The sequence below is a fragment of the Xanthomonas sp. NCPPB 2922 genome (assembly GCF_041520885.1).
In the GTDB taxonomy this organism is placed as follows: domain Bacteria; phylum Pseudomonadota; class Gammaproteobacteria; order Xanthomonadales; family Xanthomonadaceae; genus Xanthomonas; species Xanthomonas campestris.
In genome coordinates, this window is sequence record NZ_JBGOFY010000005.1 from 123,841 (window position 1) to 137,060 (window position 13,220).

Annotated in this window: 11 protein-coding genes; 2 read left to right on the forward strand and 9 right to left on the reverse strand. The window is 67.9% G+C overall.

Annotation, left to right across the window (positions count from 1 at the left end; translation table 11 throughout):
- Window positions 1-32: 32 nt before the first annotated feature.
- The 8 genes from ACD584_RS08575 to pqqA form a co-directional block, all read right to left on the reverse strand.
- Window positions 33-1,067, reverse strand: a complete 1,035-nt coding sequence (locus ACD584_RS08575) for a glucokinase family protein (protein ID WP_076037003.1) — start codon at window positions 1,065-1,067, stop codon at window positions 33-35.
- Between the two features lie 342 nt (window positions 1,068-1,409).
- Window positions 1,410-2,909: a PhoPQ-activated pathogenicity-related family protein gene (locus tag ACD584_RS08580; RefSeq protein ID WP_372357280.1), complete on the reverse strand. Its 1,500-nt coding sequence runs from the start codon at window positions 2,907-2,909 to the stop codon at window positions 1,410-1,412.
- A gap of 255 nt (window positions 2,910-3,164) precedes the next feature.
- Window positions 3,165-3,677: a hypothetical protein gene (locus ACD584_RS08585; RefSeq protein ID WP_076037002.1), complete on the reverse strand. Its 513-nt coding sequence runs from the start codon at window positions 3,675-3,677 to the stop codon at window positions 3,165-3,167.
- Between the two features lie 60 nt (window positions 3,678-3,737).
- Window positions 3,738-4,868 carry a pyrroloquinoline quinone biosynthesis protein PqqE gene (gene pqqE, locus ACD584_RS08590; protein ID WP_076037001.1) on the reverse strand — a complete coding sequence of 377 codons (1,131 nt, stop codon included), beginning with the start codon at window positions 4,866-4,868 and terminating at the stop codon, window positions 3,738-3,740.
- On the reverse strand, window positions 4,865-5,143 hold the full coding sequence (gene pqqD / locus ACD584_RS08595) for a pyrroloquinoline quinone biosynthesis peptide chaperone PqqD (RefSeq protein ID WP_011038062.1): 279 nt from the start codon (window positions 5,141-5,143) through the stop codon (window positions 4,865-4,867). Before pqqD ends, pqqE begins: the two co-directional genes overlap by 4 nt.
- Window positions 5,140-5,892, reverse strand: a complete 753-nt coding sequence (pqqC, locus tag ACD584_RS08600) for a pyrroloquinoline-quinone synthase PqqC (RefSeq protein ID WP_076037000.1) — start codon at window positions 5,890-5,892, stop codon at window positions 5,140-5,142. The genes pqqD and pqqC overlap by 4 nt, the downstream gene beginning before the upstream one ends.
- Window positions 5,889-6,788 (reverse strand): pyrroloquinoline quinone biosynthesis protein PqqB, encoded by a 900-nt coding sequence (gene pqqB, locus ACD584_RS08605; protein WP_076036999.1) that lies wholly within the window; start codon window positions 6,786-6,788, stop codon window positions 5,889-5,891. The genes pqqC and pqqB overlap by 4 nt, the downstream gene beginning before the upstream one ends.
- A 65-nt stretch (window positions 6,789-6,853) precedes the next feature.
- A complete protein-coding gene (gene pqqA, locus ACD584_RS08610) occupies window positions 6,854-6,934 on the reverse strand; it encodes a pyrroloquinoline quinone precursor peptide PqqA (protein WP_002812057.1) in 81 nt (26 codons plus the stop codon).
- Between the two features lie 306 nt (window positions 6,935-7,240).
- Here pqqA and ACD584_RS08615 point away from each other — a divergent pair, with 306 nt between their 5' ends.
- Both ACD584_RS08615 and ACD584_RS08620 read left to right on the forward strand, forming a co-directional pair.
- Window positions 7,241-9,400, forward strand: a complete 2,160-nt coding sequence (locus ACD584_RS08615) for a bifunctional (p)ppGpp synthetase/guanosine-3',5'-bis(diphosphate) 3'-pyrophosphohydrolase (RefSeq protein ID WP_175611662.1) — start codon at window positions 7,241-7,243, stop codon at window positions 9,398-9,400.
- 86 nt (window positions 9,401-9,486) lie between these two features.
- Complete coding sequence (locus ACD584_RS08620; RefSeq protein WP_076036997.1) at window positions 9,487-11,001, forward strand: hypothetical protein; 1,515 nt, start codon at window positions 9,487-9,489, stop codon at window positions 10,999-11,001.
- Window positions 11,002-11,076: 75 nt separating this feature from the next.
- On the opposite strand, the gene ACD584_RS08625 is transcribed toward ACD584_RS08620, so the two are convergent.
- The gene (locus tag ACD584_RS08625) at window positions 11,077-13,179 is read right to left on the reverse strand and encodes a glycosyltransferase (RefSeq protein WP_175611661.1); all 2,103 of its coding nucleotides are present in this window, start codon (window positions 13,177-13,179) and stop codon (window positions 11,077-11,079) included.
- Window positions 13,180-13,220 lie beyond the last annotated feature (41 nt).

Genomic DNA, 13,220 nt, shown 5'->3' on the forward strand with positions numbered 1-13,220 from the left:
CTCGCGGTCGGGAGACGCGAGTGGTGGGGCGCTTACGACACCTCGGTGTGGTGTTGCAGATACCAGCTGGCCGCGCCGAGCACGCCGAGTTGCCCGTGTTCGACCAACTTGACCGGAATGCGCTCCAGCACCGGGCGCATGCGGCCCTTGGCGAGGAAGCGTTCGCGGAAATCACTCGCAGCCAGAAACTGGCCGATGCTCGGCAGGATGCCGCCGGCCAGATACACGCCGCCGGAGGCGCCGTACGCCAGCGCCATGTCGCCGACCGCGCTGCCGAGCAGCGCGCAGAACAGCTGCAGGCACCGCCGCGCCAGTGCATCGTCGCTGTGGAGCGCGGCGTGGGTGATGTCGGCGGGCAACGGGTGGATGGGCGTGGCCGCGTGCAGTTCGCACAGGGCCAGATACAGGTTGCGCAACCCGGGGCCGGAGAGCACATGCTCGATCGGCAGATAGGATGCGTCGCGCGCCAGGATGCGCAGCACCTGCGCGGTGTCGGGGTCATTGCTGGCCAGTGCCACCTGGCCGGCTTCGGTGGCGAGCACGGTCGGCTGGTGCGGTCCGTTGATCCACACCGCAGCGCCCAGCCCGGTGCCCGGGCCGACCACCAGGATCGGGCCACCGGGCTGCGCATGCCGCGGCGTGGGGCCGCTTAGTTGCACCACCGCACGCTGTTCCATCTGCGGCGCGGCATACGCCACCGCTTCGAAGTCGTTGACCAGATGCACCGCACGCACGCCGAGCGTGTCGCGCAACTGACGCGGCGCGATGGTCCAGGGCAGGTTGTTGCTGATGAAGCGGCCGTCGTCCAGTGCGACACCGGCGCTGGCGATCACCACTGCATCGACGGCGCGGCTATCGCGCAGGAAATCAGCCAGGATCACGTCCAGGCTGGCATGGTCGGCGCAGCGGTAGGTGCGGTACTGCGAGAGCTCGATCGGCGCACCCGCGCCATGCGAGACCCGGCCGATACGCACATGCGTGCCGCCGACATCGGCAGCCAGAAACGTGGTGGGAGCGGGGACAACGGGCAGAGCAGAAGCGCAAGCAGAGTGCGAGGTCGCAGCCACGGTCAGTCCTCTGGGACGCCTGGATCGGCCGATGCCGTCAGCGCGTAGCGGCTTGTTTAGGAGCTGATGACAACGCTGTCAATGGTCCAGTCGGGTTGGATCGATCTTGTTGACAGGCTCAAGCGCAAAAACAGCTCCGTGATGGGCTTTGTGCGGAGTTCATTGCGCAAACGGTCGAAGCCATACCAACCGTTTGCAGGGATTCACCGGGCGTGCATGACATCGTTGTGCCTGCCGCGTGGCACGCACTTCCGGCGTCTGTCGCGACCGTCGGAGGCGGCCATGAGGGATGCCCAGGCCAGATTCCTGTCCTGCTGTGGCGACCACGTCCTGCCGGGGTGCTCAGGTGGCGGGCGGCGGCGCGACCGCAGGCAAGGTGCGGCAGGCGGCGTTGTCCGAGGGCGGCGCCTGGGTCGGGTAGTCCTGCTTGCCCAGCACATAGGTCTGGCTGGTGGCGACAAAACCGTCTGCGTAGGTGGCTTCCACAAAATAGGCGCGCCAGCCGGCCTCAGGAACCTGCACAGGAACCGTCACCGCACCGCGCTTCCAACTCACCGCCGTGGCGGTGTAACGGATGCCGCAGGCAAAGCGGAAGTCACGCGCCTGCGGATTGCTTGCGCTCCATACCTTCACCTGCACCGGGCGCTCGCTGGAACGCACGCGGATAGCAGGTGTTGCGCCGCCACGCAGGCTGCCGCGCAAGTCCGGCAACGGGCGCTGCTGCTGCAGCCGGTTGACGAACGGCACCAGCGTATCCACCACCGATGCGCGGATGCCACCGTGCGATGCATTGGGCACCACGCGCAGCGCTTTGGCGCCGGGCAGTGCGTCGTAGAAAAATTGCGTGTTGTCTGGCACGAAGAAGTCATCGCCACTGGCATTGACGATGTCCTTGGGCACGGACAGCCGCTTGCGGTAGCGCGTGTGCAGGTACTGCAGGGGGTCCTGGATCTGGACCAGCTGCGCAAACGCAGGCGTGGTGAGCTGGGTGGTCATGCCTTCCTTGGCGTAGGCGTTGAACGCCACCGGCCAGTTCCCGCCATAGACCTTGGCCATGTGCGTGAGCACGGCCGGCATGTTCAGGATGTCGATCACGAAGGGCACCACGGCCTCCACGCGCTGGTCGGCGATGGCCGCATGCCAGCTGGCCCAGCCGCGCTTGGACGCGCCGGCCAGGATGAAACGGTGAATCCGCAGCGGCGCCAGTTCGCGTTCGGCCAGGCTCATGGTGCGCGCGATGGCCGCGGCCATCGGAACATTCAGCGGCAAGGTCTTGCGCTGCGCCGGCGCTTTCATAAACAGCGACCAGGTGTGCGCAACGCTGTCGTCTTCGCGGCGTGCGGTGCCGTCATCGCGATACGTCAGCGCCTGGCTGGGGAGGTCGCTCAGCACGATCACCACGGTGCGCGTGCGCGTGCGCTGCGCCAGGGCCGCGATCGCCTCGGGGGCCAGTTCACTGGATGGCTGCGCCGGGCCACCATCGACGGGCTGGCGCGTGCCATTGCTGGAGATCAGCAGCGCACGCGTGGGCAGGGCATCGGGCGGCACATAGAGCGCAACGTCGTGCTGCCAGCTGGCCGGCTGGACCAGGCCTTCCGGCGACCAGTCCTGCGAGGTCAGCAGATAGTCGCGGCGTTCGACTCCGGCCACGGTGCTGGTGGCAGTAAGCCGGTAGCTCAGCGGCTGCGCCTCTACCGCATTGTGGTAACACACCAACGCCTCGCCAAAGCCAACAGCGGGATCGGTGGCGCAGCGCTGCGTTGCGGGCGATGCACAGGCCGCAACGCAGCGAGCAGGGCAAGGAGCAGAACGCTGCGACGAGCGAAGGACGTCATTGCATATCTCCAGGCGCAGGATGCGGGGCTAGCGGGTCTGCAGTGAGCAAGACGGCAAGCATGTCACAGCGCTGCTCGGCGATGGAAAGCCGTGCGAACCCGCTGCAGCACACACGCATCTGCGGCGTGCATGAGTTTCAGACCATGGCGTGTGCAGCGCGCCAGCGGGCGACACCGCTGAGCGCGCGGGCTCGGAAGCGGTGTGCTCCCGCCGGGTGATCGGCAACGATTCCTCCGCCGCCGGCACCCATCTCGCAGATGCTTACTTGACCCGGCGCACCTTGGCCTGGGTGTTGTAGCCCTCGATCTGCATGTACCACACGCCGATCAGGCCGGGCTTGATCTTGGTCTTGGGCGAATCCTTGCGCACGCCGGGCAAGGTCACGCTGTCGGTCTGCTCCCACTCCTGCCCATTGGCGAGGGTGTAGGTGCGGCCCTTGGAGAAGCCCCTGAATTCACCGACCACGGTGCTTTCAATCGGGTCCTTGATGCCGAAATCGGAGAAGCCGCGATTTTTCACGATCACTTCCTGGCGGCCGGCTTCCTTGGCCTGCTCCACCACCACCGCCGCTTCCTTGGCCACCTTGCCCTGCAGCCAGTCGTTGAGCACGGCGAGTTCGCGGGCATCGAGCTTGTCCAGGCCGGCGGCCTTGAACTGTTCGGCGCTCATCTGCGACTGCAGATCGCCCTGCACGGCGCGCTGCGCCAGGACTGGCGTGGCGTGTAAGACGAGGGTCAGGCAAACCAGGAGGGGAACGCGGCGCGCGAACGACATGGAGGCAACCCGGAGAGAGAGGCCGCTAGTGTAGACGCTCGGCCGCGTGCCGCCAGCGGCTCATTCGGTGTCGCTGATTGCGGCCTCGGCGGCAACGGCGGCAGGACGCTCCGGCCGGCGATAGATGAAGTCCGGTGCCGGCGATGCGGCCTCGCGTTCGGCGGTGGCGCGGATCCCGGCATGGGCCGGGGAGCGTTCGCAGACCGGGTCCAGGGTGGCGGCATCGCCGGCCAGTGCCAGTGCCTGGCAGCGGCAACCGCCCCAGTCGATCTCCCGCTTCGGGCAACCCTGGCAGACCTCGGGCATCCACGCGGTGCCGCGAAACCGCGCAAAGGCCTCGCCGTGATTCCAGATATCGGCCAGCGAGCGATCGCGCAGGTTGTCGAACTGCAGGCCGTCGATGGTTTCGGCCGCATGGCACGGCAGCACGTCGCCACGCGGCGAGATATTGACGAAGCGCTGCGCCCAGCCACCCATGCAGGGTTTGGGCTGGCGTGCGTAGTAATCGGGGGTGACGAAGTCGATGGCCAACTGGTCGCCAAGGCTGCGCCGCGCGGTCTCCACCGCCACGATGGTCACGGCCAGCTGCTCGCGGCTCGGCATCAAGGCGGCACGGTTGCGCAGGCCCCAGCCGTAGTACTGCGTATGCGCCACTTCAATGCGCTCGGCACCCCATTCCAGCGCCAGCGCGATCATGCCGGGCACGCGCTCGGCGTTGTGCCGGTGGATCACCGCGTTGAGCGTCAGCGGCAGGCCGCGCGCGCGCACGGCGGCGGCGAAGGCGCGTTTCTTGGACAGGCTGTTGCGGTAGCCGGCAATGTGGTCGGCGCCGGCCGGGTCCACGTCCTGCACGCTGAGCTGCACATGTTCCAGGCCGGCGGCCTGCAATTGGTCGAGCATCGGCTCGCCGCCGGCCACGCCGGAGGTGATCAGGTTGCTGTACAGGCCCAGCGCGCGTGCATGCGCCACCAGTTCGGGCAGGTCCTTGCGCAGCATCGGCTCGCCGCCGGAAAAATGCGCCTGCAGCACGCCCATTTCGGCGGCCTGTTCCAGCAGCGAGCGCCAGCCGGCGGTGTCCATTTCCTCGCGCAATGCCGCCAGCGCGATGGGATTGGAGCAATACGGGCAGGCGAGCGGGCAGCGATGCGTCAGCTCCAGCAGTACCGACAGCGGTGGCGGCACAGTGCTCATAACCGCAGCAAGCGCTTCTGGTGCAAGGTGGTGGTGAGTTCGATCACGTCGGTCTCGATCTCGCTCGCATCGGCATCGAATTCGGCGGCCAGCGTCTGCGCGATCTGCGCCAGCGACTGCGTCCCGTCGTAACGCTGGGCCACCACCAGTGCGATGTCATCCAGCTCCACCACGCGTTCGGGCGCCAGCAATACCCACTGGTCGCGCGCGCGGTCGTGCTGCAGGCGTACGCCTGCACGCAGCGCAGGGCAGCTGTCGCGGCTGATGGTGCTCACGCGGCGGCCCGGTTGCTGTCGCGCTCCGGCACGAACGCATCTGGCCAGACAACGCCGGGGCTGACGTAGGCCACGTGCAGTGCGTCGAGCTGGGCCCACAGCACCGAGCATTTGAAATGTAGCGCGGCTTTCACCAGCTGCTGTTTTTCGATGGTGTCGGCGTGCTGCTTGACGTAGTCCAGCGCAAAATCCGAATCGCGCGGCGCTTCGGTCAGGCGGTGCTCGAAATACGCCAACGCTTCTGGCGAGACAAAGTCGTAGTGCTGCAGCATGCCGGCCACGCGCTGGCCGATGATGTTGGGCGCAAACAATTCGGTGAGCGAAGAGGCGATCGCTTCCAGCAGGCTCTTTTCGCGCACGAAATGCAGATAGGCCTGTACTGCGAAGCGCGTGCCCGGCAGCAGGGCACGGCCCGATTCGACCAGCTCGCGTGGCAGGCCCAGCGCGTCGGTGAGGTGCAGCCAACGTGCGATGCCGCCATCGCTGGGGCTGTTGCCATCGTGGTCGAGAATGCGCTGGCGCCAGATGCGGCGCAGTGCGGGGTCTTCCATCCGCGCCAGGATCGCCGCGTCTTTCAGCGGAATGCAGCGCTGGTATTCAAAACGATTCAACGCCCATGCCTGCACCTGGCCGCGATCGAGCTTGCCGTGGTGCAGCAGTGCATGGAAAGGATGCTGGTCGTGATACAGGCGCGCGCCGATCGCGCGCAGATCCGCTTCCAGCTGGTCGGGCGAGAGCAGGGCAGTCACAGGGAAATCTCCAGACCGTCGTGCGCCACATCCCAGCCGGCCGCGCGCACGGCGGCATGCTCCGGCGAGTGGGCGTCGAGGACGGGGTTGGTGGTGTTGATGTGGATAAAAACCTTGCGCGCCACCTGCAGCTGCGCGAACGCGGCCAGGGTGCCGTCAGTTCCATCGATGCTCATGTGGCCCATGCGCTGGGCTGTTTTCTGGCTCACGCCCAGTTGCACCATTTCATCGTCGCGCCACAGCGTGCCGTCGAAGAACACCAGCTCGGCGCCATGCAGGCGCGCGCGCAGGTCATCGGTCATGGCCGCGCAGCCGGGAATGTAGTGCACGCGGTGGCGGCCATCGTCGATGGTCAGCCCAAGCGTCTCTTCGTTGGAGCCGGCCAGGTCGCCGCCGCTGCGCGATTCCATAAACAACGGCACCTTGCCGGGAACCGAGAACGGCGTCAGCTGCAGGTCGCACAGGGTCAGCGGGGTATTCAACGCGAACGGATGCCGGTCCACGTACTGCGGGTTGAGGGCATCGAAAATCGGGTTCTGCGCAAGCAGGTCAAGCACGCGGCTGCTGGCATGCAACGAAAAGCGTTGGCTTTCGCGCATGGAGAGCAGGCCGGCAATATGGTCGATCTCACCACTGGTCAGCAGCACCGATTCGATCGGTGAATGGCGCAGGCCGTGTTGCGGCCAAAGCGCGGGCGTGGCGAGAATCTGTTGGCGAAAATCGGGAGAGGCGTTGATCAGAACCCAGCGCTGGCCGTCGGCACTGACGGTGATACTGGCCTGGGTACGACGTTGGGCACCGTCCGCTTGCTGCCACGCCCGCTGACTCGCGGGTGTGTGGCAATTCCACTGCGGGTGCCCACCGCCGGCCGCCGATCCCAAAACGATGATGCGCATGGAGAACTGTTACCTGTCTGCCGGCAACAGCCGGTCATGCATCGAAAGGAGGGCGGCAGGGTCGCTCAGAACTCGCCGGAAACGTAGCAGTTGATCTCGGCGCCACAATTGACTTCACGTACAACAGGCTTCTTCCAGGTCTTCATCGGCTACCTCGCAGTTGGTTGGAGTAACGCCGGCGCAGATTGCGCCGCGACGACGTGCAGGGAGCATAGGCACGCGGTTTGGGCCAGTTGTAAAGAGCATGTAAAAAGCTTGGGCCACGTCGCGCTTTGCACCGGCCTGGCGCCGCGATAGGTTGCCAATCAAGGCGTTGCCGGGTGAACCGTGCGTAAGCGCGGCGGGTACGCATGGGCGTGAGGGCGCAGGAAACACGCGTTGTGGAGATGGTGACGCGCACGTTACCGTAGCTGTCAGCCCCCCCTGTCCCTGCCGCCTTCGTGTCCACCGTTGTGACCAGCTCCGCCCCCGACCGCCTGCATGCCGTGCTGCAGCGTCCCGCCCTCGCGTCGATCGCGCCCGCCTTGCGCGATGCGTTGGCACAGGCCTGGGCTGCCTCCGAAACGGCGCAGGCAGACAGCGTGCCGTGGGCCTTGCTCACCGATACGCTGGACGCCCTGGCGCACCTGGCGGCCGACGAAGCGACCCTGGTGGCCGCGTTGTTGTTCGATATTCCGGCGCTACGCCCGGGTGTTGCCACGCTGCCATGGCAGCCGGCGGAACGGCGCGGCGTGGTGGAGGGGCTGCTGGATGGCCTGGATGCCGCCGACCACGTCTGGGCGCTGCATGCCGGGCGCGAGGCGGGGCGTAACAGCGAGGGCCTGCGCCGCCTGCTGTTGTCCATCATCCACGACCTGCGTGTGGTGCCGATCCTGCTGGCCCGCCAGCTGGCGCGCATGCGCGTGGCCGACCGGCAGAGCGAGGAAGAACGCCGCGCGCTGGCCCAGCTCACCCGCGACATCCACGCACCGTTGGCCAACCGGCTGGGCATCTGGCAGGTCAAGTGGGAGCTGGAGGATCTGGCGTTCCGGCACCTGGAACCGGATACCTACCGGCGCATCGCCCGCGATGTGGACGAAACCCGGGTCGCGCGCGAGCGCTACATCGAGGCGGTCAAGCGCACGCTCTCGGCGGCGTTGGCACAGCAGGGCCTGCGCGCGGATGTCAGCGGGCGGCCGAAGCACATCTACAGCATCTGGCGGAAGATGCAGAAAAAGCGGCTCTCCTTCGACCAGCTCTACGATGTGCGCGCGGTGCGGGTGATGGTGGACGACGTGGCCGCCTGCTATGCCGCGCTGGGTGCGGTGCACGCGCTATGGGCGCCGGTGCCGAGCGAGTTCGACGACTACATCGCCCGGCCCAAGGCCAACGATTACCGCTCGCTGCATACCGCGGTGGTGGGCCCGGAGGGGCGCACCATCGAGATCCAGATCCGCACCCACGAGATGCACGCCCAGGCCGAACTCGGCGTGGCTGCGCACTGGAAGTACAAGGAAGGCGGCAAGGGCGCGGAAAAGGCGTTCGATCGCAAGATCCTGTGGATGCGGCAGCTGCTGGAGCAGGTGCAGGACGGCGAACACGGCGAACTGGCTGGCGCGCTGGATGCGGAGCTGATCGAAGACCGCGTCTATGCGCTCACGCCCAAGGGCGAGGTGATCGACCTGCCGCAAGGGGCCACGCCGCTGGATTTCGCTTACCACGTGCACACGATGGTGGGGCACCGCTGCCGCGGCGCACGCGTGAACAACCGCATCGTGCCGCTGACCTACCGGCTGCGCAGCGGCGACCGCGTGGAAATCATGACCGCCAAGGAAGCCGACCCGCGCCGCGATTGGCTGCTGGCCTCCAACGGGTTCCTGGCCAGCGGGCGCTCGCGCGACAAGGTACGCGCCTGGTTTCACAAGCTCGACCGCGCCCGCAACGTGCAGGCCGGCAAGGACGTGCTTGATCGCGAGCTCAAGCGCTTGGGGCTGCAGCATGCCGACCTCAGCGTGGCCACGCGCAAGTTCCACGCCGACAGCATCGACGACCTGTACATCCAGGTGGCGCTGGGCGATACCGGGCCCAACCAGGTCAGCCGCGCGCTGCTGGAAGCCGAACGTGCGGCCTCGCAGCCGGCCGTCCCGGCGCCGCCGCGCCCGACCGCGCGCCGCGACGGGCTGGGCAAATCCAAATTTACCGTGCAGGGCGTCGGCAATCTGTTGGTGCAACTGGCGCGCTGCTGCCACCCGGTGGCGGGTGAGCCGATTGCCGGGTATCTCACGCGTGGCCGCGGCATCACCGTGCATCGGGCCGACTGCGTGGCGCTGTCGCGTCTGGCTGCCGCGCACCCGCAGCGGGTGCTGCCGGTGGAGTGGGGCCAGGCCGGGAGCGGTTACGAGGTGGACGTGCAGGTGCGGGCGGTGGACCGGCGCTGGCTGCTCAAGGACATCACCAACCTGATCGCGCAGGAAGACGCGCATGTGCTGGAAATCAACAGCGATAACGTGCGCGACAGTGGCCGCGCGCAACTGCGGCTGCGCCTGAAAGTGAGCGATTACGAGCAGCTCTCGGCGCTGCTGGGCAAGCTGGACGCCTTGCCCGGGGTGAACGAGGTGCGCCGGCTGGGCTGAGCGCACGCAGTCTTCGCAGCCGGGGCGGCTACCATTGCGTGGTGAACGCGTCCCCGTCAGGTCGCGCCAAGGACGGACGCCACCGCATGTTCCCGCTTCCGCGCTGGGCCAGATCGCCGCGCCTCTGGGCGCCGCTGCGCAGCCGTGCGCTGTGGCGCGTGGCGCTGGTGCTCGCCGCGTGCCTGTTGCTGAGTGTCATCGTGTTCCGGCGCCCGCTGGCCGATCTGCTGTGGCCGGACAGCCGCATCCAGCAACTCCTGCAGCGCGGCGACGCGGCGCTGGCACGTGGTCAATTGAGTGCTGCCGATGGCAGCGGGGCGCGCGAATTCTTTGCCGCGGCACTGGCACTGGACGGCGACCGTAGCGAAGCGCGGCAGGGCCTGGCCCGCACCGGTGCGGCCGCGGTGGTGCAGGCGCGTGCGGCACTGGCTGCGGGCGATGTGCCGGCGGCCCAGCGCGGGGTTGCGCTGGCACGCGCGCTGGAATTGCCGCAGGCGCAGATTGCGCCGGTCGAGCTGCGCCTGCGGCAACTGCAGGCGCGCCGGGCCGGCCTGGATGCGCTGGTGGCCCAGGCCGTCGCCGCGCAACAGCAGGGCCGCCTGGACGGCACGCCCGACAGTGCACTGCCGTTGTATCAGCGGGTGCTCTCCCTGGCCCCGGACCGCACAGATGCCCTGGAAGGCCGCGAAGATGCGCTGACCGACCTGCTGGCACAGGCCCGCCACGCGCTGGCACGCGATGCACTCGCCGAGGCGGCCGCCTTGCTGGCCGCGGCCAAGCGCTACGACGCCGGGCATGCCGATGTTCCTTCGACCGAGGGCCAGTACCACCGGCTGATGGATCAGCGCCGGCAGCGCGCCGACACGCTGTTGCGGCGCGGCCGGCTGGCGCCTGCGGTGCGCGACTTCACTGCCGTGCTGGCTGCCGAGCCGGGCGATGTGCAGGCGCAACGCGGGGTGGAGCGGGTTGCTGCCGAATATGCCGCGCAGGCCACCCGGCAGGCCGCGGATTTTCAGTTCGATGCGGCAACACAGTCGCTGCAGCAGGCGCGCGATCTGGTTCCCTCTGGCCCATCCATCGCCGCGGCCGAGCAGGCGATTGTGCGTGCGCGCGATGCGCAGCGCGGGCCGGAATCCGGGTTGTCGCGGGGGGCGCGCGAACGCCGCCTGCGCAGCCTGCTGCAACGCGTCGCCGCAGCCGAAGCGCAACAGCAATGGATGACGCCGCCTGGCGCCAGCGCCTACGACGCCGTGCGCGCCGCACAAGCGCTGGCACCCCGCGACCCGCGCGTGCTGCAGGCTGCCGCACGCGTGGCGCCGGCCAGCCAGCACTGTTTCGAGGACGAGTTACGCAACAACCGGCTACGCGCCGCGCGCGGCTGTCTGGATGCCTGGCAGGCGCTGATGCCCACCGGCGACGCTCTGGCGAGCGCGCGCCGGCGTTTGGCGCAGCGCTGGGTGGCGGTGGGCAGCGAGCGGCTGGGCCAGGAAGACGCCGCCTTTGCGCGCCGCGCGCAGAACGAGGCGCGTCAGTTGGATCCCTCGTTGCCGGAGTTGGCGGACTTCAGCCGGCGCGTCAAAGCGGTGAGTGAAGAGCGCTGAGCGAATGATCGGTTGAGGCGGTGTCTGTGAGAGCCCATGCAGTACACCAGACGGCGCATGCACGCCCACCTCGCCTCACTCAGCGATAAACAAGGTCCGCACCGTCGCGCGTGCGGCATCCAGCGAAAAATGCTGCGCCACGTTGCGCAGGCCGTTGTCGGCCAGGCGTTGCCAGAGCGCGGCGTCCTGATACAGGCGCACGATGGCGGCGGCGAACGCATCTGCCTCATCTGCCACGCACACGTCCTCGCCATCGTGCAGGTGCATGCCTTCCACCGCGCAGGTGGTGCCCACCACTGGCTGGCCGTGCGCCATGCTCAGGTTGATCTTGCCCTTGACGCCGGCACCGAAGCGCAGCGGCGCCACTGCAATACGCAGCGTGTCCATGTACGGCACCAGATCCGGCACATACCCATGCAACTGCACGCCCGGCGTTTCATCGGCCAGTAACTGCAGCGCGGCGGGCACGTCGGCGCCGATGCAGTGGAACACCACGTCCGGCAACTGCGCGCGCACCAGCGGAAAAATCGCACTGATGAACCACTGCACCGCATCCACGTTCGGTGGATGCCGGAAGCCGCCGACAAACACCAGATCGCGCCGTTGCGCGAACGGCTGGCCGCTGCCGGCAACCTCGTGCAAATTGGAGAGCAGGGCGGTGCGGATCTGCGGTGCATCCGCGTGCAGCTGCGCCTGCTCGGCCGCCGACACCAGCACGGTTACGTCGGTGGCCGCCATGATCTCCAGCTCGCGCAGGCGGGTACGTTCGGCGCTGCGCAGCAGGTTGGCGTCGCCGGCTAGCTCGGCGCCACGGCGCTCGCGCAGATAGTGCAGATCCACCGTATCGAACAAGGTGCGTGCCTGCGGCGCGTAACGCTTGAGCAGTGGCAGGCAGGCATGGGCGACGTGGTGGCGCACCAGCAGCACCGCGCTGAAACGTGCGCCATGCGTGCGCAGCCAGGTGCCGATGCCGTCCAGGAACGGCGCATACCAGACTTCCACGCCGAGTTGCTGCAAGGCCTGCGTATGGCGGCCGGCATGTTCCCGACGGGTGGGCACGAACACCACGTGTGCGCCTTCGGCGCACAGCAGGCGGATCAGGTTGAACTGCCGCAACGAACCGGAGTCACGGTCCGGTTGCGGCACGCATTCGTCCAGGATGAGGACCTGGCGTTGGTGGCGGTGCAGGCTGGCGGGGTCGGGGACGCTGCCAACCGGCAACTGCGCCTGCAGCACCTGCTGCCATTTTTCGGCGAACACGCTGCGGTTGCGCACCTGATACGCCTTGACGCCGGTGCGGGTGTCGGTGCCGTTGCTGGTGCCTTCGTCATGCACCACCACGCTTGCCGGCTGCACCAGCACGCTGTGCCTTGCGGCACGCACCGCGAAGGCCAGGTCGGTGTCTTCGTAATACGCCGGCATGTAGCGCCGATCCAGCCCACCCAAGGTCTGCAGCAGCGCACGCGGCAGCGCGATCGCCGCGCCGGAGCAATAGTCCATCTGCCGCACGTAGGCGTAGCGCGGATCTTCGGCCGACTCAAAACGCCCGTAGCTCCATGCGCTGCCATCGCCGAACACCACGCCGCCGGATTCCTGCAAGCGCCCATCCGGATACACCAGCTGTGCGCCTACCAGGCCGGCGGATGGATGCGCGGTAAAGGTGCCGATCAACCAGTCCAGCCAGCCCGGCTGCGGCACGGTGTCGTTGTTGAGCAGCACCACGTAGTCGCCGCGTGCCAGCCCAATGCCGTCGTTGCAGGCAGCGATGAAGCCGCCGTTGCGTGCGCGCTGGTGGTAGTGCAGGCCCTGCACGTGCGGCAGATTGGCAGCGGTGGCGTCGCTGCTGCCGTCGTCCACCACCACGATCTCGATGCCCAGTGCCGGTGGATGCGCGGCCAGTGCACGCAGGCAGGCGAGTGTGTGCGCGATCTGGTTGTACACCGGGATCACCACCGTCACCTGCGGCGTGGCGCTGTGCGGCACCGCAAATGCCGTAAATGGCGCAGCCTCGGGCAACCACAGCGGCGTGCCGAGCGCGACCGGCGGCGCCTGCGTGTGCACGCGGATGCGCTGCCAGGTGGCGCGCCATCCGCGCGTCCGCATGCTGGCGACGCTGCGGTGGATCAGGCCAAGCACGCGATTGAACAGATAGCGTGCATCGGCCAAGGACATCGACATTCCGTTGGAACTCCAGCTTAAGCCACAGGGTCCGGCACGCC